Genomic DNA, 21,775 nt, shown 5'->3' on the forward strand with positions numbered 1-21,775 from the left:
TCTAGGACCCTGAGCCCTAGCACGCGGTACCGACATTCGGGTGTTCGGCGTCGGTGTTCGGCGGGGTTGTGCACAGTCACCGATTCATCCACAGCCCGGGGTTGCGGGTCGGTTGGATGTCTGGGTCTGCGGGCATGAATGTCTGGGTTCCTCAGCATGATTGAAGCGTGTTCGAGGAACTAGCCCAGAGCGATGACCTGCCCCATGTCGATGATGCGGCGCTGGTTGATGCCGTCACCGGCTGGACCCGTGCCCAGGCCACCGTGGCCTTTCACCGGATGGCCGCCATCGCCGAACTCACCACCCGACGCTGCGCCGCCGAACAAGCCATGGGGCGGCAGTTCTGGGCCTGTGACGGCTGGGACAGCGCGGCCGCCGAAATCGCCGCCGCCAGTGGCATCGGACAACGCGCAGCGTCCACCCACATGCATCAAGGGCTGGCCCTGCGTCATCGGCTGCCCCAGATCGCCAAACTGGTCGCCGAGGGCACCCTGGCCGCCCCGCTGGCCCACACCATCAGCTGGCGCACCCAACTGATCGACGACCCCGACATCCTGGCCCGCGTCGACGCCGACCTGGCCGCCATCGCCGCCTCCTTCGGCCCGATGTCGGTGACCAAACTCGAAAACGCCATCGATGCCGCCATCCTCGTCCACGACCCCGCCGCCGTCCGCCGCTTCCAGACCGCCGCCAAAAGCTGCGACGTGAAGTTCGGGGACCGCGACGACACCACCGGCACCACCACCATCTGGGGGCGGCTGACCGTCACCGACGCCGAACTCGTGGCGCGATGTGTCGATCAACTCGCCGCCACCGTCTGCCCCCACGACCCCCGCAGCTCCGGTGAACGCCGCTCGGCAGCACTCGGGGTGCTCAGCGCCCGCGGCACCCACCTGCCCTGCACCTGCGCACGCCCCGACTGCACCGCCCCCGGACCCGACGCCCGCGCCGAGGCCATCGTCATCCACATCCTCACCGACCACCACCCCGACACTGCACCACCCCCGCCACCACCCGACCCAGGGCCCAATGCCGGACCGATGCCCGACCAACCACCGCCCGACCCAGGGCCGAATGATCCCGACGTGGGACCACCACCGCCGGACCCAGGGCCGAATGCCGACACACCACCGCCCGGGCCGCAACGCGGGACAGCAGCGCAGCCGACACCCGACCTCGAAACCGAACCGGCACCCACCCCCGAACCCGAACCGTCGGAACCGTCGGAGCACCAGCCGCAGCCCGAACACCGCAGCACCGGTTCGGGATTGGCGGTGATCGCCGGCGGCGGGATCGTACCCACCCCACTACTCGCCGAACTCGTCCGCCTCGGCGCCCCCATACGCCCCGTACCCCACCCGGCCGAACTGTGCAGCGAGCCGCGCTACCGACCCTCAGCGAAGCTGGCGCGCTTCGTCCGCAACCGAGACCAAACCTGCACCTTCCCCTACTGCGACCGCCCCGCCGAACGCTGCGACCTCGACCACACCACACCCCACGGCCCTGGCGGGCCGACCCATCCCGGCAACATCAAAGCCCTATGCCGAAAACACCACCTACTCAAGACTTTCTGGATCGGCCCGACCGGCTGGACCGACCACCAGCTATCCGACGGGACCATCGTGTGGATCAGTCCCACCGGACACCGCTACACCCGACCACCGGGCAGCAGACTGCACTTCCCACACTGGGACACCACCACACCGCTACCGCCGGGCACCCTCGCACCAGAAGCGGCCACCGGCTCACCCGAACGCGGCCTGACCATGCCCACCCGCAAGCACACCCGCGCCCAACAAACCGCCCAGCGACTCCACGCCGAACGCCAACGCAACCAACGCGCCATCGACGACGACCCACCCCCGTTCTGACCAACCGGGCACAAGTCCGACAGAGGCTGCACCCGAACCAATGGCACAGGACACTAATCCCCCGTGCGCTGGAACTGATCCTCGAAATCCCCACCGCCAGTGCATGACCCGCCCGCCGCGACGGTTTGACTACCACGCCCGGTGAGCACCGCGATCGGGTCATCCAATTGCCGGGGCATCGGGTACTCCGCGGTGATCGTGATCTGCGCCGTGCCGCCGGCACCGCACCTCGTGGTGCCCTGTTCGTTGCGAGTCCACTTGTCATCGGCGTACATCAAGGTGACGGCCCCACCGCCCGCGTGGAACAGGCTCATGCACCGATCGCCGGTGCGAAGGCAGTACGTATTGGCGGCGAGAACCTGTCCGGGAATCACCTGGCCGTTCGTGAAGGTCGTCGTCTGACGGTAGCTGCCGCGAAGCCCGTCGGCAGGGCTCACCACCCGCGGCGGCAGGACGGCTGGATCCGGAACTTTGCCGAGGTCGGGGTCGCCAGTGCGGGTGAACTTCACGGTACGCTTTGCGGCGCAAAGACTGTCGGTGGAGGATCTGATGGTGTCGCCGGTGAGTCTGCCGTCGGATTGCGGCTGCAGCGTCACCACCACCCAGACCTCGGAGGGGGTTCCGGCGCCACACTCCGCAGAGGCGAGGCCAACGGCCACCCAGGTGCCACCCAACTGATCGAATGTCATGTTCGACAAGAGGGAATTGCCACTGGCACTCGCCGCCGTCGCCGCGCAACCCCTTGCACCGCACTCCGAGCGGACATCCCAACTGCTCGTCGTCGCAGGAGCATTCGGGACCGGCTTGTCGTCGAGATCCGTCCCAGGCCCGTAATCGGCACGGTAGGTACCGCTGAAAACGGGCCCACCGCCAGCCGGGGTTGATGGCTTGGCCGGCGAATCGTCGCTCCGATTGAGTCCGACGACCGCGAACACGGTGCCTGCCACCACGATCATCGTCACGATGAACACGATGGCGCCAATCAGGACGCCGCGTCGTCGCCCCGAGCGCTTCGCGATGGGCGGCGGTGTTTGCGGCGGGCCCCACTGCTGCGGGGCCCACTGGGGCGGGCCGTACGGAGGTGGCGGGCCATACTGCGGTGGTGGCCCGTGCGGGGGCGGCGTCGGATAGGTCTGTACCGGGTTTGGCGGGGCCGGCCAACGCGGGCTGGTGTCGCTGAGCGGAGCCAGTTGTGTTGGACCGCCATGGGGTTGGCTGGTCGGTTCCGTGATGGCGCGCCGTGCGGCGGCAGCCATCTCGACGGCCGTGGAGTATCGCTCAGTCGTCTGTTTGGCCAGCCCCGTCTCGATCACCCGGTCCAGTCCGGTCGGGACGGTGTCCTTCGCCTCGGAGGCTCTGGGTGGTGGCGCGACCATGTGGCCCACCGCGACCTGCTCGAGGGTATTGCCGGGGAAGGGTGGCTCACCGGTGAGGCATTGGTAGAAGACGCAGGCGAGGGCGTAGATGTCGGAACTGGGCTCGATGTCGCCGGACTGGAAGCGTTCCGGCGCCATGTAGGCCCAGGTGCCGATGGTCGACCCCTCGGACGTCAACCCCGTGTCGTCCGCGGCGCGCGCGATGCCGAAGTCGATGAGGTAGGCGAAGTCGTTGTCGGCCAACAGGATGTTGGACGGCTTGACGTCGCGATGCACCAGGCCCGCGCGATGCGCGGTGTGGAGCGCCGACGCGATCTGCTCGATGATGTGCACCGCGCGTTCGGGCGCCAGCGGGCCGGTTCTCAGGAGCGCGTCCAAGTCGACGCCGTCGATGAGCCGCATGGTGACGTAGAGGCGTCCGTCGATCTCGCCGACGTCGTGGATCGGCACGACGTGCGGGTCGTTGAGGCGCGCGGCGATGCGGGCTTCCCGGCGGAACCGCTTGTCGAAGTCGGGGTCCTTGGCGTAGTGGGGAAGCAACATCTTCAGCGCCACCACGCGGTCGATTGCGGTGTCGTGGGCGCGCCACACCTCGCCCATCCCGCCACGGCCCAGCAGATCGATCAGCTGGTAGCGGCCGAATGGCGTCCCTTCCACCGACTCACGATAGCGGCCTGTCAGTGGATCCGTGGCAGGGATAGCGACGTCAGCGATGCCGCGGATCGAAGTTGGACGGCGGGCCTTCCTGCGGGCTCACCGCGAAGTCGGTGTCGGAGAACGTGTAGCGGTACCACGGTTCGTCGTCACAGCGGCCGAGTTGGTGGCGAAGATTGCTGAACGCCCCGTAGACCGCACGGTACGGCTGCCCGTGATAGTTCTGGAGGATCTCCTTCCACGTCCGGGGAGCCTCGCGGATGAGCGCCGCCATGTCGAGCGTCAGTTCCGCCTCCGACATCACCACCACGTCGGGCGGTGGATCGCCGAGTTCGAACACGGTGCTGCGGTCGAAGGGGTCTTGTTGAACTTGGGGCTGATCGGGATGGTGCAGTCCAACCCGAACTTCGATGCGGTACCCGGTGCCGCGTCCTCGCCGATCATCGGGTCGACCGTCATCGTGTTGCCGCTCGGGAGGGTCACCGTGTCCAGGTGGGGCATGTACCGGTAAGAAACCTCTCGGGCAAGGTCACCATCGCCCGCGACGGGCAGGTTTTCGCCCTCTGAGCCGCGGCTACAGCCCCTTGAAGCGGTCCTTGACCTCTTCTGGCGTCAACCCGTAATCGGCAAGTGAGTAGGTGTGTTTCGGTGCCCGCGGACCCTTTTGACTCTCGGCGTGCATGGTCTCCATCGACTCGCGTGCTGCGTCGGTGAAGTGCAGCCCGAACTGGCGGTAGATGGCCTCGACGACGCCGATCGGATCCTTGATGAGCTCGAAGTAGTCGAGGTCGTAGAACTGGGCCGGATCGTGCTTGGCACGTTCGGCGTCGAACAATTCCAAACCACGCGACCAGGTCTCGATCGCATCCTGCCCGATCACGTTGCCGGAGAAGGTGTTCGACCAACCCTCAGTGGTGTGCTGAGCCAGCGAGCACATCGACGCCAGGATGGTCTCCGCAGGCCGGTGGCACTGCACCACCAGCGCGTCGGGGTACGTCGCGAACACCGCGTCGAGCGCGAACAGGTGGCTGGGGTTCTTCAGCACCCACCGCTTCCCTGCGTCGTTGAGCCCGATCAGCTGAAGGTTCTTGCGGTGCCGCTGATACGACCTCGTCCAATCCTGCTTGGCCAGCCACTGCGAGTAGGTGGGCAGGTGGGCGAGTGTCTCGTAGGAGACCGAGTGCAACGACTGGCGAAGCAGCTGCCAGCACTCCTCGACCTCGTCGGCCGTCATGTAGTGCAGCCCGGTGTAGTCGGGGTCCTCCGCGTGTGCCTTGGCGAACTGTGCATCGAGCCGTGCGAATACCGGGTTGTCCGACCAGGTTTCGCGTGGCGGCCGGGGTTGCGGGAACTCCGCCAGCCACAACTCCAGACCCTGGTGGGTCGGGTCGGCGGTGAGTAGACGGTGAACCACGGTGGTGCCGGTGCGCGGCAGCCCGGTGACGAAGATCGGCCGCTCGACCGACACGTCGACATGCTCGGGATACTGCTTCCACGCCGCCTCGGAAACCAATCGAGCGACCAGCGCATTCCTGACGAAGAAGCGGCACATCTTGCTTCCGAGCTCGGTCAGGTCGGCGTCGCGCCGGTAGGACTCGAGCAGCGTGCCGAGTGCCTCGCGGTAGTTGTCGTCGTCGACGCCGAAGTCGTCGAGGCCGGTGGCCTTGACTGCCGACGCATGCAGGTCGTCGACGGTGCCTACGTCTGTGCGTGAACTCCCACTCATCAGGCCTTGTACTCCCCGCAGTTCACGTCGAGGGCCTGTCCGGTGATCCCGCTCGACAAGTCGCTGGCCATGAACAGGATCGCCGAGGCCACCTCGTCCTCGGTGGGCAGGCGCTTCAGATCGCTGTTGACTGCCGCCGCGTTATAGATGTCGTCGACGGTGGTGCCGTACTTGCTGGCCTGGTGTTCGAAGTATCCCTGCAGGGTGCCGCCCCAGATATAGCCGGGCAGAACCGAATTGACGCGAATGTTCTGCTCGCCAAGCTCGGTGGCCAGCGTCTGAGACATGGCAAGGAGCGCCGACTTCGCCATCTTGTAGGCGCCGTACTTCGCCTGCGAGTGCCGTACCACCATCGAGTTCACGTTGACCACGGAGCCCTTGGCCTCCGCCAGTGCAGGCGTGAAGCCCTGGACCATCCGCAGCGCACCGAACACGGTCAGGTCCATGGCATCGCGCATGTGCTCGAAGGTGGTGTTCGCAAAGGGTCTCATCGAAGGCACCCGGAACGCGTTGTTGATCAACACGTCGACCTTGCCGTACGCCTTGAGCGTCTCCTCGACGAGATGAGCCACCTGAGCGTCGTCGGTGATGTCGGTCCCTACCGAGATGGCCCGCCTACCAAGGTCGGTGATCTGTTTGGCGACGTCCTCCAGTCGCTCGACCGTGCGGGCCGCCAGTACCAGGTCCGCACCCTCCTCGGCACATCGGCGAGCCAGCGTCGTACCGAGCGCGGGGCCGACGCCACTGATCACGACCACCTTGCCATCCAGCAATCCTGTCATGTCCTACCCCACCATCCTGTCGCCAATTTGCTTCTGGCGTAGCGCAATCCGTGCCCGCCAATCCTCGTCGGAGATCTTGTTCGATTCGTGGTACGGCAGCGCGGCGGCCACCTGGTCGATGTCGACCAGCTCGGCCGTCGGGCCGTCCGCCTCGGTCAGCTCACGCGATACCCGCTGCCACCGGAACTGCAGGAAGCCCTTCTGATGCCCGAGTGTCTCCACCCAGTTGGTCACCCCTGGGTTCTGATCGGATACCACGATGCGGATCTTGCCATCCGGATCAGCTTGCGCCTGAGTGCCGTTCAGCGAGGTCTGGTGGTTGATGTAGTCCAGCGAGATGTACCAGAGGCTGCCAAGCTGGAAGCCGAGGTATGGCGCATCGGTGACCGGGAGGGTGATCACCAGCGCCTGGTCCGGCGTCAGGTCGAAGTGCCCCACCGACGAGTACTGGGTGGCAAGGCCTCCTGGCGTCAGCCGGGGCGCTACCAGGGTGTTGACCGGAAGATCGGTATAGAACCACTGCGGAAATTGCAGCCACGTCTTGACCCGCTGGACCAGTTGCTTACCGGCTACGGCATAACGCTTTTCGATGAGTTCCTTGGTCAGCGGCGGCGGCGCGGTGCCCTCGGTATCGGTGCGCGCGATAGCGAAGGAGCCACGCTGCGCCGACCAGTCGTTGTACACCTCGCGGATGACGAGCTGGGCCGGACCGGTGGGCGTGAATCGCCACTCGAAGGTGCCGTCGGCGGCTATGTCGAGCTTGCGGTCGTCGAAGGCCGTCTCGCTGTCGGGCACGTTGGCGTCGGTGTACTCGCCACCGAGCAGCTGGAAGCTCACGTCGGTCGTCGTACCGCGCCGGCCCGTGACGACGTACTCGTGGTTGGGCTGCACCCGGGTCCCGAAGTACATGGTGTCCGGGTTGTCCAGACCCATCTTGGTGAACGGCCCGGTGCCCTCGTGCAGGAACGGGTGGTCGCGGTCGTAGTCGAACGCGACGTGCGTGCACCCAGCGATGCAGCCGGCCAGGTACTGCAGACCTTCGAGGAGGTCGGCCTCGGATTCGATCAGGGGCGCTTCCGCGACGAGGCGTTCGGCCTCCGCGATCGCCTCGACCAACGGCGTTGAGAACATTGACGTTCACCCTTCGCGGTTCAATATTGGACCGTGCTGGTAGATATTTCGTCACCAGACTAGAACGCGTTCTAGTTCCCGTCAACGCCGCATCGGTCGTCCAGCGGTCCATATCTGTACCGTGTGGGTACAATTCTGAAATGCCGAGCAGCGACTCCTCCGGTCGTGCGTCCCCGCCCACCGAGCGCGTAGTAGCCGTTCTCGACTTCCTGGCACGGCATCCACACGACCGTTTCGGGGTGTCGGAACTGGCGCGGCGACTCGGCCTCAGCAAGCCGACCTGCCTCGGCATCGTCGGCACCTTGGCGGCAGCCGACTACCTGGTGCGCGACGCGCAGGACAAGACCTATCGGCTGGGGCCCGCACTGATCTCGCTCGGCCACGCCGCGCAGGAATCGATGCGGGTGAACCCCGCCGCCCGCGAGGAGTTGCGCCGCCTCTCCTCGAAGTACGACACCACCGCCGCGCTGTCGGCCGTCATCGACGACCGCATCACGCTGCTGGAACTCGTCGGGCCGCCGGGTGCGGACGTCGGCGTCCGTGTTGGACAGAGCTACCCGTTCACCCCGCCCGTCGGTCTGATGTTCGTGCTGTGGGACGACGACGCACTGCGGACCTGGTTGGCGAAGGAGCCGACGATTCCGCTGCGCACCGACACCGACCGGCTGGACCGGGTGATCGACGAATGCCGCACTACGGGCTACCTGGTCGAGCTGCTGACGCCGGGCGGACGACGGCTCTACGCATTGATGGCGGGGATGTCGAGCGCACTGCCCGATGAACTGCGGGCGCTGCTCGGCGAACTGGTCTCCGACATCGGCGAGCGGGTGTACCTGCGCAGCGAGGCCAACGCCTCGGGACCCCGGCAGCGACATGACGTCAGCGTCATCTCGGCACCCGTCTACGACCATCACCGGCGCCAGGCGATGGTGGTGTCGCTACAGATCGGTCGGGCGCTCAGCGATGGCGAGATCACCAGGTGCGCCCGCGGCCTGATGACGGCGGCGTCCACCCTCACGGCCCAGTTGGGCGGAGTTACGGGTTAGCGCCGTCAGGGCTCCGTCGCAGAGGGTGCGGTTGCCGTCGAGGACCGGACGACGAGTTCGGGGTCGAACACGACGTGCCGTCGCGGGAGCGGGTCCCCCGATACGGCGGCGAGAAGGAGTTCCGCAGCCATAGCGCCCATCTCGTAGTGCGGACGCCGCACAGACGTCAGCGGCACGGACAACTGCTTGCCGAACGGGACGTCGTCATAACCCACGATGGAGATGTCATCGGGAACCCGTATCCCGTACTGAAGCAGCGCCTGCAACAGGCCGATGGCGATGAGGTCGATCGCCGCCACCACTGCGGTAGGGCGAGAAGATGGCGACAGCCCCGCGAGCCGGGTGCCGAAGGATCGTCCACCGTCGACGCTCAGCTCGGTCGGCATGACTTCGAGGACACCACCCGGCACCTCATTCACCGCGGTGCTCAGCCCGACCATGCGGTCGTGCACCGGGGTTGCCGTCGACACGTCCCCGACGAACGCGATGCGCCGGTGTCCGAGCCCGATGAGGTGTTGGCCGGCCAGCCTGCCACCGGCAAGGTCGTCGACCCCCACCGAGATGTTGCCCGAGCCGGTCTCGAGACGGTCGATTACGACGGCGGGCATTCCGCCCGACCGGATGTCGTGTGCTCCCTGGTCGAATTCGTCGTGTGGCACGACGATCACACCGGCCACCCGCGCCTCCGCGTAGACCCTCAGGTAAGCCCGCTCGCGCTCCAGATCACGGGCGCTGTTCGCAATGAGCACGTTCCAGCCGCGCGCGATCGCGTAGTCCTCGACACCGCGAGCGATGTGGAGGAACCCGGGGTTGTCGGTATCGAGCAGCAGCATGCCGATTGTTTGCGAGTGTCCCGTCCGCAGGTGTCGGGCGACTTCGTGCCGGACGAAGCCGAGGTCGGCGATCGCCTCCTCCACGGCCTTGCGCTTGGCGTCGCTGACCCAGTCGGGGTGGTTCAGGACGTTGGAGACGGTCCCCTGCGACACCCCGGCCCGCTCGGCAACGTCTTTCGTCGTTGCGCGTCTGGACGTCTGACGATCCACCTACCCAGCTCCCGAGTGCTCGTCAATGTGACGCTTGACACGATTCAATGATGCATTCTAGCCTCCTCACTAGTAGTTGACACGATTCAAAATCGATCGAACGGCCTCAGGTCGCACAACCAGGGAGATGGTCCGTGAAGAGTTCGAACCGAGCACGTGGATACGCCATCGCGGGAGCCGTGCTGGTCGCCGCCTCCATGACCGCGTGCAGTAGCAACTCCGGTTCGACCGGTGGCGGCGGAACGGTCGCCTTCCTGATGCCCGACACCGGCTCGACCCGCTACGAGCTGCACGACCGGCCCGGCTTCGAGAAGCGCCTCGGCGAGCTGTGTCCGGACTGCAAGCCGCTGTACAACAACGCCGACGGCAGCGCCGACAAGCAGCAGCAGCAATTCAACTCCGCGGTCGCACAGGGCGCCAAGGTCATCGTGCTCGACCCCGTCGACTCGGCCGCAGCCGCCTCCCTGGTCAACGCGGCCAAGGGCCAGGGCGTGAAGGTCGTCGCCTACGACCGGCCGATCCCGGACACGAGGGTCGACTACTACGTGTCGTTCGACAACGAGGACATCGGCAAGCAGATCGGCAAATCGCTGATCGACAAGGTCAAGGGCCAGCCGTTGCCGCCTGGCGCGGGCATTCTGATCGTCAACGGCTCGCCCACCGACGCCGCCGCCGGCCTCATCAAGAAGGGCGTCCACGAAGCCGTCGACGGCAGCGGCGTACCGGTGCTCGGCGAGTACGACACCATCGAGTGGAAGCCCGAGAACGCACAGAAGTGGGTGGCCGGGCAGATCGCGCAGTTCGGCCCGCGCATCGTCGGCGTGATAGCTGCGAACGACGGCACCGCCGGTGGCGCGATCGCCGCACTCAAGGCCGCGGGCGTCAATCCCGTTCCGCCGGTGAGCGGTAACGACGCGACGGTCGCCGGACTACAGCTGATCATCGCGGGCGACCAGTACAACACCATCAGCAAGCCGAGCGAGATCGTCGGCGGCGCAGCGGCCGACGTCGCGGACAAGTTGCTCAAGGGCGAGACGCCGGAGGCGAAGACGACCATCTTCGACTCCCCCGCCGAACTGTTCACCCCGACGCTGGTCACCCAGGAGAACCTGAAGGCCGAGATCGTCGACAAGAACATCACGCCCGCGTCCGAGCTGTGCACCGCCGAGTACGCGGCGGCGTGCAAACGGCTGGGCATCGGCTAGTGACGGTGGTGGCCTCCGGAGCTGCACCGGCCCCCTCGACAACCAGCCTGCTCAGCTTGCGGGGCGTCAACAAGTCCTTCGGGGCGGTGAACGCGCTCACGGCCATCGAACTCGACGTCTCCGCCGGAGAGGTCGTCGCACTCGTCGGTGACAACGGCGCGGGCAAGTCCACGCTCGTCAAGGTGCTGGCGGGCGTGCACCAGCCGGACTCGGGCACGGTCACCTTCGCGGGCGACACCGTCGCCATCACCGACCCGAGCGCCGCCATCGAGCTCGGCATCGCCACCGTCTTCCAGGACCTCGCGCTGTGCGAGAACCTCGACGTCGTCGAAAACCTCTTCCTCGGTCGTGAGATGAGCCCGTGGCGACTCGACGAGACCGAGATGGAGGTGCAGGCCTGGAATCTGTTGCAGCAGTTGTCTGCCCGGATACCAACCGTCCGGATTCCGGTCGCATCGCTGTCCGGTGGCCAGCGCCAGACCGTGGCCATCGCCCGATCACTGCTCGGTGAGCCCAAGGTGATCATCCTCGACGAGCCGACCGCCGCCCTTGGCGTGGCCCAGACCGCGGAGGTGCTCGATCTGATCGAACGGCTCAAACACCGCGGGCTCGGCGTCGTCATGATCAGCCACAACATGGCGGACGTCCGCGCGGTTGCCGACCGCATCGTCGTGCTCCGGCTCGGCCGCAACAACGGCGAGTTCGACGCCAAGACGGTCACCACCGAGCAACTGGTGGCCGCGATCACCGGCGCTTCCGACAATGCGGTCACCCGCCGCCGGGACCGCGCCGGAGCCGACCACGACGAAGCGGGGACATGATGACCGCGACCCCCACCACTCCTTCTCTCGACAGGACCGACGAGCGCCTTCGACACGACGCCGGTTTCGGCGGGACGTTGCGCTCGTTCTGGCGCAGCGTCAAGGCCGGGGACGTCGGCGTGCTGCCGGTGGTGCTCGGGCTTCTGGTGATCTGCACGATCTTCCAGTCGCTCAATCCGATCTTCCTGTCCAGCGCCAACCTGGTGAACCTGACGCTGGACTCCTGCGCGGTCGGCATCATCTCGCTCGGGATCGTCTGCGTCCTTCTGGTCGGGGAGATCGACCTTTCGGTCGGCTCCGTGAGTGGCCTGTCCGGTGCAATCGTCGGCGTGCTCTTCGTCAGGCACGGCTGGAACTGGATGCTCGCAGTGGCCCTCGCCTGCGCCGTCGCGCTCCTGATCGGCATGACCTACGGCGTTGCACTCACCCGGTTCGGCATGCCGAGCTTCGTGGCGTCACTGTCCGGGCTACTCGCCTTCCTCGGCCTGCAGCTCGCGATCCTCGGCGATCAGGGTTCGGTCAACCTCCCGTTCGACTCCACGTTGGTGCATTTCGCTCAACTCTCGTTCGTGCCCGCATGGCTGTCGTACGTGCTGGCCGTGCTCGCCGGTTTGGGACTGTTCGTCAGCGGCTACGAACGCCGCCAACGGCGCAGGAAGTCCAATCTGTCCGCGCAGTCGATGAATTACCTGATCCTGCGATCGGTTGCGCTCGTTGCGGCCCTCGCAGCGTTCACCTGGTATCTCAACCAGGAGCGCGGCGTGGGCTGGATGGTCGTGATGTTCGTCGGCCTGGTGTTGGTGCTGAACTACGGCTTCACCCGTACCCAGTGGGGACGCAGTCTGCGAGCGGTCGGCGGCAACGAGGAGGCAGCCCGCCGGTCCGGCATCAACGTGCGGCGGATCTACCTGACCGCGTTCGCGGTGTGCTCGTTTCTCGCCTGTGTCGGCGGCATCCTCGCCGCAGCCCGACTGGCATCGGCCAACCTGTCCAGCGGCACCGGCGACGTGAACCTCAACGCGATTGCGGCCGCGGTGATCGGCGGCACCAGCCTGTTCGGCGGGCGCGGCAGCGCATTCTCGGCGCTGCTGGGCACGCTGGTCATCGCGGCGATCGCCAGCGGGCTGACGCTGTTGAACCTCGACTCGTCGTACCGGTTCATCATCACCGGCCTCGTGCTTGCGGTCGCGGTCGCCATCGACTCGGTCGCGCGCAAGTCACGCGCGAGCCACGGCCGTGCCTAATCTCCCGTCGCTGCGCTCGCCCCGCGCCTGAACGCGAAGCCCAAGACCATAAGGAGACGAACTCATGTCCAATCGCGCAGCGGTGATGACCGAACTCGAACACATTGAGATTCGAGAACTTCCGGAGCCGGAGCCCGGCCCCAGGCAGGCGGTCGTGCGCATCCACGCCGTGGGCGTCTGCGGATCCGACACCGCCTACTTCAAGATCGGGCGGATCGGCGACTACGTGGTCGACGGTCCGATCGTGCTCGGCCACGAGGTGTCCGGCGAGGTCGCCAAGGTCGGCAGCGAGGTGACGAACGTATCGGTCGGCGACCGCGTCGCCATCGAACCGGGAACCCCCTGCCGCGACTGCAAGGAGTGCAAGGCCGGTCGCTACCACCTGTGCCCCGATCTGGTGTTCCTGGCCACCCCGCCCTACGACGGGGCGCTGATGGAACTGATGGCGATCGACGCCCGCAATCTGTACCCGATCCCGCAGGCGATGTCGTACGAGGAGGGTGCGTTGCTCGAGCCGCTGTCGGTCGGAATCTGGGGCTGCAAACGGGCCAATCTGACTGCGGGCGACGACGTGCTGGTCACCGGCGCCGGTCCGGTCGGGCTGCTGGCGGCGGCGACCGCCCGCGCGTTCGGGGCGGGCTCGGTGACGGTGAGCGATTTCTCCGAGTTCCGCATCGGGCTGGCCCGCAAGATGGGCTTCGCCACCGAGTCGCCCGATGCCGCCAGCGACAAGACGTTCGACGTGCTGCTCGAGTGTTCGGGCGCCCAGGGCGCGCTCGCTGCCGGGATGGCCCGACTGGCTCCCGCGGGGCGCGCCGCCATGATCGGGATGCCCAAGCAGGACGTCCCGCTGCCGCTGGCGGAGCTCAACGTCAACGAGGTCTCGCTGAGCCTCGTCAACCGGTACAACCACACCTGGCCACTGGCGATCGAGTTGGTGTCGTCGGGCCGGATCGACGTCAGCGAGCTAATCACGCACCACTTCCCGCTCGCCGAATCCGCCGACGCACTGACCCTGGCCAGCCGCGTCAACGACTCGATCAAGGCGGTGATTCACCCGCAGCAGTGACCGGCCCCGCCACGACGAGTACAGGGGCTAGACGTCGGCAAGCACGGAGAGGGCGTCGGTGGGCGCCACCTGCAGACCGCAGCGATCCTTGAAGGCGGCCAGCGGAGCCTGGATGGCGCGAAGGTCGTCGGCCTGCTCCGGATGATCCTTGAAGTAACCGTCGAACTGTCCGACCGCCGCGTACGCCGGCTGCCGGGTCGCATCGATGAGCGCCTCGTTGACGTCGGGATGAGCGGCGAAGTACGTCGACAGCGACGCCGTCACCGAGCTGATGGTCGTCGCGAGTCCAGCGGCGTTGCAGTCGCCCGCGGCCGCGGCGACGGGCGTCGCCGTGACGGCGGGGGCCGCCGCGGTGGTGGGTGCGGTGGTGTCATCGGCGTCGACGGGATCGGCGCTCGCCGAAGGCACCGTCAGTGCGACGAAGGCCGCGCCAGCTGCGAGCATTCCGAGTGCGGATCGGCGAATCACGGTCTTGGAGTCGATCATGGGCAAGCTCTCTTTCTTTCCGGCGACACCCCTGACGGTGACTCGGCCACTGCAGATGACTTCGGGGCGTTCGCCGGTGTTGTTACTGATGTGACGGAAGTTGCTGGTCAGCTGGTGGCCGCCAACGCGAAGGGCAGCACGTCCGGTGCACCTGCTGCCCGCACCACGCGGGCAGCCATCGTCAGCGTCCACCCGGTGTCGGTCACGTCGTCGACAAGGAGCACAGGACCACCGGCGCCGGCGATCCCGGCCGGATCCGGCGGCACCCACGAACCGTGCAGCGCGGCGACCCGGTACGCCGAGTTGGCGGCGGTCACGGGCCTCCGCTCCGGCGCGTACTGCAGCGTGCCGAGGTCGGCGAGCTTGCCGAGTCGGGCGAGTTCGCGCGCCAGTGACCCGATCAGCTTCGGATGGTTGTCGGAGTCGAGCGCGAGCACCGCGGTAGGCCGCGTCGCCCAGTCCCACGACGCAAGCACCTTCACGGCGGCCTGCACGACATCGTCGGACACCTCGCCGTCGGGTTCGTCGAGCACACGCCGCAACCGGGCTCCCCAGCCCAGGTCGGTCACCCTGCCGATGACCCGGCCAGGCGATGGACCGTCGCCGATGCGTCCGCTCAGGTCGACGCCGAGCTTGGCCAGACCCGACGGCCACTGCTTGCGCGGCGTGATCTCCACCCCTGGACGCATCAGGCGAGCCCTGGTCTCCTCGGCCGCCGTCGCGTCGACCGCACCGTCGTAGCGCGACCCCGTGCAGTTGTCGCAGCGACTGCAACGCTCGCCGTCTTCGAGGTCGGGATCGTCGAGTTGGCTGCGCAGGAAGGCCATCCGGCAGCCTTCGGTGTCCTGATAGTCGAGCATCGCCTGCTGTTCGCGCTTGCGGGCCTCGTCGAGCTTGCGGTACCGCGCCTCGTCGTACTCCCATGGCTCGCCGGTGCCGACCCAACCGCCCTTGACGCGCCGCACCGCCCCGTCGACGTCGAGCACCTTGAGCACCATCTCCAGCCGAGTCCGGCCAAGGTCCACCAGCGGCTCCAGCGCAGGCGTTGACTGCGGGCGGTCGAGCTCGAGTGCGTGAATGACGTTGCGCACCATCAACTCCGACGGGAACGCGACGGACGAGAAGTAGCGCCAGACGTCCTGATCCTCGCGGCCGGGCAACAACACCACCTCGGCGCTGGCCGTCGACCGGCCTGCGCGGCCGACCTGCTGGTAGTAGGCGATCGGCGAGGACGGGGCACCCAGGTGGACGACGAACCCGAGGTCCGGCTTGTCGAATCCCATGCCCAACGCCGACGTCGCGATCAGGGCCTTGACTCGGTTGGCGAGCAAGTCGCCCTCGAGTTGTTCACGCTCGGCCGTCTCGGTCGAACCCGTGTAGGCGGCTATCGCGTGGCCCTGTTCGCGCAGCAGTGCCGCGACGTCGTGCGCCTGTGCGACGGTCAGCGTGTAGACGATGCCCGAGCCAGGCAGCGAATCGATGTGTGCGGCAAGCCATGCCGCGCGTTGTGCCGGATTGCCAGCCCTCACCACGGACAGCCGCAGCGACTCACGATCCAGCCCGCCACGCAGCACCAGGGTTTCGCCGCCGCCAACGCCGAGTTGGGTCGCGACGTCCTCGACCACGCGGTCGTTGGCGGTGGCCGTGGTGGCCAGTACCGGAACATTCGCGCCGAGCTCGGCGATCAGCGTCCGGATGCGGCGGTAGTCCGGCCGGAAGTCATGGCCCCAATCCGAAACGCAGTGCGCCTCGTCGACCACGACGAGCCCGGCGTCGTGCGCAAGCGCGGGCAGCACCTGATCGCGGAAGTCGGGATTGTTGAGCCGTTCCGGGCTGACCAGCAGGACGTCGAGGTCGCCGTTGCGCACACGATCGTGGATCTCGGACCAGTCAGTGACATTGCTCGAGTTGATGGTGGCGGCGTGGACGCCTGCCCGCTCGGCGGCGGCGACCTGGTTGCGCATCAGCGCCAGCAGCGGCGACACGATCACCGTCGGTCCGTGGCCTGCGGCGCGGAGCAGTTTCGCGGCGATGAAGTACACCGCCGACTTGCCCCACCCAGTGCGCTGCACGACGAGCGCGCGCCTGCGTTGCACGACGAGCGCCTCTATGGCCGTCCATTGATCGTCGCGCAACGTGGCCCGCGGTCCGGCCAGCTGCTCGAGGATTGCTTGCGCCTGCTCGCGGGTCGCCATCCCGCAATAGTGCCCGCAGGGTCCGACGGCTAACGATCCAGGCAGCGCCGGAGGGCAGCGGTCAGGTCGTTGGCGCGTCGATCGCGGCCCCCGCCGATCAGGTTGTTGACGTACCCGAAGCCGGTGCGGCTCTCGGCGTCGGCAAAGCCGAGGCTGCCGCTCGCACCGTCGTGGCCGAACGACGAGTCCGACAGCAGCGGTCGATACGGGATGCCGTTGACGAGGAATCCGGTCGAGAAGCGGACGCCAGGCGGAGTGAGTGAAACGTGCCATCCGGGGCCAGCGGAGCGCACCTTGACGGCATCGGCGATGGAATCGTCCGTCAGCAGTTGCACATCGTTCACCGAGGACACCGCCGCGGCGTAGATGGTCGCCAGCGCTCGAGCGTCGAGAATGGCATTGGCTGCGGGGATCTGGGCGGAATGCACCGCGGGGGTGTTGAAATCACCCGCGCAGCCGTCGATCAACGAGAAGGGGAACGCTTCCCCCATCGTGACTGCCCGCACCGTGGTCGCCCTACCGATTCGCGGCAGGATCTTCGGCAGCACGCGGAAGGCGGTGCGCCGGATCCTCGAGCGAGGGGCATGCATCCGGGCCACCCGGTGCTGCTCGGCGGCGGGCAGCCCTATCCAGGCGTTCACGCCGAGGGCGTCGGCGAGGTAGTCGGCCAGCAGCGCACTCGGCATCTTGCCCGTGGCGCGGCGAAGGATCTCGCCGGTGAGCCATCCGAAGGTCAGCGCGTGGTAGGAGTACGCCGTGCCCGGCGTCCACAGCGGTCGCTGCGCCTCGATGGCCCTGATCACGGGCTCCCAGTTCAGGACGTCATCCAGGGTCAACACCGCATCGAGGGCGATCAGTCCGGCCCTGTGCGAGAACACGTCGCGAATCACGATGTCCCGCTTGCCGTTCCCGGCGAATTCCGGCCACACCGTGACGACCGGAGCGTCGAAGTCCAGGAGTCCGCGCTGCTGGGCCAGGTAGCCGCATAGCGCCATCAAGCCCTTGGATACGGAGAAGCCGATCGTCAGGGTGTCGGCCGTCCACGGTCTCGACGTAGCAGCGTCGGCGGTGCCGCCGTACAGGTCGACGACCAGTCGGCCGTCGTGGTACACCGCGCACCCCGCGCCCATCTCGCTGCCCCGGCGGAAATTCTCGACGAACGCGTCGGCGACCGGTCCGAAGCCCTCGTCGGCGAAGCCGGGAAAGGTGCTCATGGGCGTCATCCAAACATCATTGGTACGCGTAGGTGTTCTTCGGCTTGTCGATCTGCGTCACGCTCTCCACCGACATCGTCGGGATGAAGCCGGACGAGTTGCGCATCGGCCGCACAGCACACGATGACCACCCTGCCCAGGTCGATGCCCTCGGAGTGGTGCAGCGTGAAATCAGTCGTGGTCGCCGTGCCTGCCAAGGGTCTCAACGGGGGTGGCGCCGGGCCGAGTCCACTGCGGAACGGGACGGCTGGTCTCACCCCAGGTGGCGTTCCCGTCGGCGTCCGAGCACCAGTACCAACACGACTGGCGCCCCTCCGGCCAGCCGTCGGGGTTGACCTCCCACGTCTCGCCGCGGCCGTACGGCGTCATGTCGAGCAGGCCCATGGACCCATTGACCGGTTCGTTGCCCCGGCCCGTCGTGGCGTAGGTGAGGAACACGCGGTCACCGTCGCGCAGGTAGCAGGTGATCGAACCCATGTCGTTGCCGATCGGCGCGTCCAGATCGCGCACCGAGTACCAGGGCTCCGTGTAGCCCATGAATTCGACGTACGGAGCCACCTCGTCCCAGCGGCCCTCGGTCAGCACGGCGTAGGAGACGCCGCGGGCGTTGAGGTAGACGGCGTCCTTCACGTGCCAGGCCGTGGTGGTGCAGCCGCCGCACTGCCCCTGGTGCGGCGCGCCGTCGTGCCACATGTGCTTGTAGACGACGAGCTCGTCGCGACCCTGAAACAGGTCAAGGAACGGGACCGGCCCGTCCGGCCCGACGACCTCGACCGTGCCGTCGAACTCCACCATCGGCAACCGACGGCGGGCCGCGGCGATGGCGTCGCCCTCGCGGGTGTGCGCCTTCTCGCGGATCAGGAGCTCGTCACGGGCGGCCTGCCAGGTGGCCATGTCGACGACGGGCGGGCGGCCTGGCGAATCATTGGTGGTCATATCGGAACAGACCTGTCTCTCTGCCGGAACTCATCGCCTCTAGTACGCATACGTGTTCTTTGGCTTGTCGATCCGCGTCACGCTCTCGACCGACATCGTCGGGATGAAGCCGTCGGTCGCCTGCGCCGATCCTGGCACGATCTCGCCAAGGATCTGCAGCCAGGTGTCGTCGGGAAACCCCTTCGCCGCGTCGAGCCCGGGACCGGTGAGATGGATGCGCGCCAGTTGCGCGTCGGCCGCACAGCACACGATCACGACCCTGCCAAGGTCGACTCCCTGCGAGTGATGCAGCGTGAACCCGGTCAGCGTAATCGACCTGCCATCAAGCGAATTGGTTGAGTCGGCGGCCGCCCGCATCACCGTCTCGGGCAGCGAAACTACCGGCGCGGGACCCGGCGGCAGCGGTGGGAAGGGCCTGCGGTGCGGCGTGCTGACCGCGGCCTGCGGGCTGGCCCCGCGGGCATCGAGGGCGGGCGGCACCACGAACGCCACCATCGCGATCGGGATGAGTAGCAGCCACGCGAGCCACGGCTGGTGGCGATGGCCGTGCTCATCCTGATCGGCGTCGTGATCGGGATCGGCTGCCGCATGCCGCAGGTCACGCACGACGGCCACCAGCCCGAGGACGACGAGCACCGCGGCGGCCGCGATCAGCCACGGCAGCAGCCCCGGTTTCACGTAGTTCAGGTACGTCCCCTTGACGAGCATCACCGCGGTACTCAGCCCAACCAGCAGCAGGACGAGGTTCTGGGTGCCCCGGCTCACGTGCCACCGCCAAGCAGCGCCAGCCCCACGGCCGTCGCGACCACCGTGGCCACCACGAACGTGACGGGCCCGAACCGTACCGCGAATCGCCTGCCGAACATGCCCGCCTGCATGGCGGCAAGCTTCACGTCGAACGCGGGGCCGACGACCAGGAACACCAACCGCGGGACCAGCGGCAGCATCGTCAGGCTGGCCGCCACGAACGCATCGGCCTCCGAGCAGAGCGCAAGCACCACCGCCAGCAGGCCCATCGTCAACACGCCGACGATGAGGTTGCCCGCAAGATGCTCAAAAACCCACGCCGGCACCAACACTCGCATCGCCGCAGCGGCGGCGGCGCCCACCACGAGGTACGACGCGGCCTGCAAGAAGTCGTGGCGAGCGGCCTCGGTGAAGACCGTCCACCGGGAGGACCCCTCGGCAGGCGGCTCTGGCAGATCGCGCGTCACCCACTCGTCGCGCCCGAAGCGCGACCACAGCATCCCCATCACCACCGCGGTGGCCAGCGAGGCCACGCACCGTGCCAGCACCAGCGCGGGCTGGCCGGGAAACGCTACGGCGGTGGCGACCAGGACGACGGGGTTGATGGCGGGCGCCGAGAGCATGAACGTCAGCGCCGCAGCCCCATTCGTGCCGGGGCCGAACAGCCGTCGCGCCACGGGAACGGATCCGCACTCGCACCCGGGGAGCGCGGCGCCTCCGACGCCCGCGAGCGCGACGGCCAACGCGGGCCTGCGCGGCAACCACCGCGACAGCCGCTCTGCGTTGACGTATGCCGCAATCAGTCCGCTGACGACGACGCCGAGCACCAGGAACGGCAGCGCCTGGACGAACACACCGCAGAACACCGTCGCCGCCGTGCTCAGACGTGGATCGCCTGCCACGAACGCACTCATCGCGCTGGCGGAAACCGCCAGCGCGATGAGACTGAACAACAAGACCTCGAGAGAACCGACACGTCGTTTGTGCGCGGTCGGGGCGGCGGTCGTCACCGCCCCATCTTGCCTCTGATTGCTGTTAGACGGCCGTCTTGAGCGCGTCGGTCAGCTGGTTCGACGACACCTCGATGCCGCACTGCGTCGACAGGTCGGTGACGGGCTGCTGAATGCCCTTGAGATCATCGGCGACCTTCGGGTTCTTCTCGAAGTAGGTGCGGTAGGACACCTGCGCCTCCGTCGGCGACTGCTTGGCGATGTCGGTCATCGCCTGGTTGGTCTGCGGGTGCGTCTGCAGATACGTGCTCATCGACAGCTGCACCGAGCTCTGGGTGGTCGCCACCCCGCTCGCGGTGCACTCGTCCGGCGCGGCGTTTGCGCTCGGCAGTGCGATCGTGGCGGTGGCGACACCGCCGAGCAGGCCTCCGGCGATCATTCCGTACAGGCCGCGACGAACAGTCTTAGCGGTCGTGCTCATGGTTACCTCCTTGGGTCTGCGATGCGTTTGATCGCAGCCCATGGCCTAGCCATCTCACCGAACGCCAAACACCCGAGCCACCCGTCCGATTCCGGAACGACGGCGTCCGTGCAGGCCAGCGCGGCGCGTCGGAAACCCGAAATTTCTTGCTTAGCCCGGCTACATTGCCTGGCATGCCGGTGCCGATGTGGCGTATGTGGCAAAACCAGCGGATACGATCCGTTGACCATGACCCATAGCGCTGAGCCGGACGACGAGCAGCCGCATCAGCCGGTATCGCACGCGCGGCCCGAGCCAGATGCCGCACCGGCTCGACCCAAACCGGACATCGTGTCGCGTTTGGCCATCGTCGCACCCACGCTGATCGCGGTCGTCGCTCTGGGGATCGCGATCTGGGCGCTGACGGACCGGCCGTCCACCGCCCCTCCGTCGCCAACTGCACAGGAAATCGCCGAGGCGAAGGGGCGTGCGTGCGACGCCTACGGCCTGGCCCGCACGGCGGTCGCGCTCCAAACTCGTGCCGACACCGGCTCGGATCCGATCGCAGCACAGGCGATCGCGGCGAACGCGCGCTTGGCGATGGCCGTCGGTAGCCAGCATCTCGTCGACAGTCTGAGTCCTGCAGTTCCGTCCGAGTTGGCTGGATTGCTCCGTTCAGTCGCGGCAGACCTTCAAGGTCTCGCGATCAACGCATTGGCCGGGACCACCGATGGCGACGCCGGGCAGGTCGCGCGCCTCAAGGACCTCGAGGCGACCAGCGCGAGAGTCGTCGAACTCTGCAAGTGAGTTGCCGGGAGC

General features: G+C 67.3%; 21 protein-coding genes. 7 read left to right on the forward strand and 14 right to left on the reverse strand.

Annotation, left to right across the window (positions count from 1 at the left end):
- Positions 1 to 167: 167 nt before the first annotated feature.
- Entirely contained in the window at positions 168 to 1,871 is a 1,704-nt protein-coding gene (locus HNP02_RS38835; protein ID WP_184445981.1) for an HNH endonuclease signature motif containing protein, read from the forward strand.
- A 53-nt stretch (positions 1,872 to 1,924) separates the two neighbouring features.
- Here HNP02_RS38835 and HNP02_RS38840 read toward each other — a convergent pair whose 3' ends face one another.
- The 6 genes from HNP02_RS38840 to HNP02_RS38865 all read right to left on the reverse strand — a co-directional run bounded on the left by HNP02_RS38840 (position 1,925) and on the right by HNP02_RS38865 (position 7,540).
- A complete protein-coding gene (locus tag HNP02_RS38840) occupies positions 1,925 to 3,904 on the reverse strand; it encodes a serine/threonine-protein kinase (RefSeq protein WP_184445982.1) in 1,980 nt (659 codons plus the stop codon).
- A 49-nt stretch (positions 3,905 to 3,953) separates the two neighbouring features.
- Positions 3,954 to 4,241, reverse strand: a complete 288-nt coding sequence (locus HNP02_RS38845) for a hypothetical protein (RefSeq protein ID WP_184445983.1) — start codon at positions 4,239 to 4,241, stop codon at positions 3,954 to 3,956.
- Positions 4,202 to 4,402 (reverse strand): hypothetical protein, encoded by a 201-nt coding sequence (locus HNP02_RS38850; RefSeq protein WP_184445984.1) that lies wholly within the window; start codon positions 4,400 to 4,402, stop codon positions 4,202 to 4,204. The genes HNP02_RS38845 and HNP02_RS38850 overlap by 40 nt, the downstream gene beginning before the upstream one ends.
- A 73-nt stretch (positions 4,403 to 4,475) precedes the next feature.
- A complete protein-coding gene (locus HNP02_RS38855) occupies positions 4,476 to 5,627 on the reverse strand; it encodes a sulfotransferase (protein WP_184445985.1) in 1,152 nt (383 codons plus the stop codon).
- Complete coding sequence (locus HNP02_RS38860) at positions 5,627 to 6,409, reverse strand: SDR family oxidoreductase (protein WP_184445986.1); 783 nt, start codon at positions 6,407 to 6,409, stop codon at positions 5,627 to 5,629. The genes HNP02_RS38855 and HNP02_RS38860 overlap by 1 nt, the downstream gene beginning before the upstream one ends.
- Positions 6,410 to 6,412: 3 nt before the next feature.
- Positions 6,413 to 7,540: a hypothetical protein gene (locus HNP02_RS38865; protein WP_184445987.1), complete on the reverse strand. Its 1,128-nt coding sequence runs from the start codon at positions 7,538 to 7,540 to the stop codon at positions 6,413 to 6,415.
- A 140-nt stretch (positions 7,541 to 7,680) separates the two neighbouring features.
- Here HNP02_RS38865 and HNP02_RS38870 point away from each other — a divergent pair, with 140 nt between their 5' ends.
- Positions 7,681 to 8,586: an IclR family transcriptional regulator gene (locus tag HNP02_RS38870; RefSeq protein WP_184445988.1), complete on the forward strand. Its 906-nt coding sequence runs from the start codon at positions 7,681 to 7,683 to the stop codon at positions 8,584 to 8,586.
- Positions 8,587 to 8,591: 5 nt separating this feature from the next.
- Here the strand turns inward: HNP02_RS38870 and HNP02_RS38875 are convergent, their stop codons facing one another.
- Complete coding sequence (locus tag HNP02_RS38875; protein WP_184445989.1) at positions 8,592 to 9,629, reverse strand: LacI family DNA-binding transcriptional regulator; 1,038 nt, start codon at positions 9,627 to 9,629, stop codon at positions 8,592 to 8,594.
- Positions 9,630 to 9,763: 134 nt separating this feature from the next.
- On the opposite strand from HNP02_RS38875, the gene HNP02_RS38880 reads away from it, so the two are divergent.
- The 4 genes from HNP02_RS38880 (at position 9,764) to HNP02_RS38895 (ending at position 13,968) form a co-directional block, all read left to right on the forward strand.
- Positions 9,764 to 10,834 carry a sugar ABC transporter substrate-binding protein gene (locus tag HNP02_RS38880; RefSeq protein WP_221318499.1) on the forward strand — a complete coding sequence of 357 codons (1,071 nt, stop codon included), beginning with the start codon at positions 9,764 to 9,766 and terminating at the stop codon, positions 10,832 to 10,834.
- A gap of 47 nt (positions 10,835 to 10,881) precedes the next feature.
- A complete protein-coding gene (locus tag HNP02_RS38885) occupies positions 10,882 to 11,655 on the forward strand; it encodes an ATP-binding cassette domain-containing protein (protein WP_221318515.1) in 774 nt (257 codons plus the stop codon).
- Positions 11,652 to 12,899, forward strand: coding sequence for a sugar ABC transporter permease (locus HNP02_RS38890; protein ID WP_184445991.1), 1,248 nt, complete (start codon positions 11,652 to 11,654; stop codon positions 12,897 to 12,899). Before HNP02_RS38885 ends, HNP02_RS38890 begins: the two co-directional genes overlap by 4 nt.
- 64 nt (positions 12,900 to 12,963) lie before the next feature.
- On the forward strand, positions 12,964 to 13,968 hold the full coding sequence (locus tag HNP02_RS38895) for an NAD(P)-dependent alcohol dehydrogenase (protein WP_184445992.1): 1,005 nt from the start codon (positions 12,964 to 12,966) through the stop codon (positions 13,966 to 13,968).
- Between the two features lie 27 nt (positions 13,969 to 13,995).
- Here the strand turns inward: HNP02_RS38895 and HNP02_RS38900 are convergent, their stop codons facing one another.
- The 7 genes from HNP02_RS38900 to HNP02_RS38930 form a co-directional block, all read right to left on the reverse strand.
- A complete protein-coding gene (locus tag HNP02_RS38900; protein ID WP_255507461.1) occupies positions 13,996 to 14,454 on the reverse strand; it encodes a hemophore-related protein in 459 nt (152 codons plus the stop codon).
- A 107-nt stretch (positions 14,455 to 14,561) separates the two neighbouring features.
- Entirely contained in the window at positions 14,562 to 16,649 is a 2,088-nt protein-coding gene (locus HNP02_RS38905) for an ATP-dependent DNA helicase RecQ (protein WP_184445993.1), read from the reverse strand.
- Between the two features lie 29 nt (positions 16,650 to 16,678).
- Complete coding sequence (locus HNP02_RS38910; RefSeq protein ID WP_184445994.1) at positions 16,679 to 17,863, reverse strand: serine hydrolase domain-containing protein; 1,185 nt, start codon at positions 17,861 to 17,863, stop codon at positions 16,679 to 16,681.
- Between the two features lie 171 nt (positions 17,864 to 18,034).
- The gene (locus HNP02_RS38915; RefSeq protein ID WP_184445995.1) at positions 18,035 to 18,799 is read right to left on the reverse strand and encodes a DUF899 family protein; all 765 of its coding nucleotides are present in this window, start codon (positions 18,797 to 18,799) and stop codon (positions 18,035 to 18,037) included.
- Positions 18,800 to 18,838: 39 nt separating this feature from the next.
- Positions 18,839 to 19,564: a TIGR03943 family putative permease subunit gene (locus HNP02_RS38920; protein ID WP_184445996.1), complete on the reverse strand. Its 726-nt coding sequence runs from the start codon at positions 19,562 to 19,564 to the stop codon at positions 18,839 to 18,841.
- Positions 19,561 to 20,556: a permease gene (locus HNP02_RS38925; RefSeq protein ID WP_184445997.1), complete on the reverse strand. Its 996-nt coding sequence runs from the start codon at positions 20,554 to 20,556 to the stop codon at positions 19,561 to 19,563. Before HNP02_RS38925 ends, HNP02_RS38920 begins: the two co-directional genes overlap by 4 nt.
- 25 nt (positions 20,557 to 20,581) lie before the next feature.
- Complete coding sequence (locus HNP02_RS38930) at positions 20,582 to 20,977, reverse strand: heme-binding protein (RefSeq protein WP_184445998.1); 396 nt, start codon at positions 20,975 to 20,977, stop codon at positions 20,582 to 20,584.
- Between the two features lie 228 nt (positions 20,978 to 21,205).
- On the opposite strand from HNP02_RS38930, the gene HNP02_RS38935 reads away from it, so the two are divergent.
- The gene (locus tag HNP02_RS38935; RefSeq protein WP_184445999.1) at positions 21,206 to 21,763 is read left to right on the forward strand and encodes a hypothetical protein; all 558 of its coding nucleotides are present in this window, start codon (positions 21,206 to 21,208) and stop codon (positions 21,761 to 21,763) included.
- Positions 21,764 to 21,775: the final 12 nt, after the last annotated feature.

The sequence above is a fragment of the Mycobacterium sp. AZCC_0083 genome, assembly GCF_014202335.1.
Lineage (GTDB): Bacteria > Actinomycetota > Actinomycetes > Mycobacteriales > Mycobacteriaceae > Mycobacterium.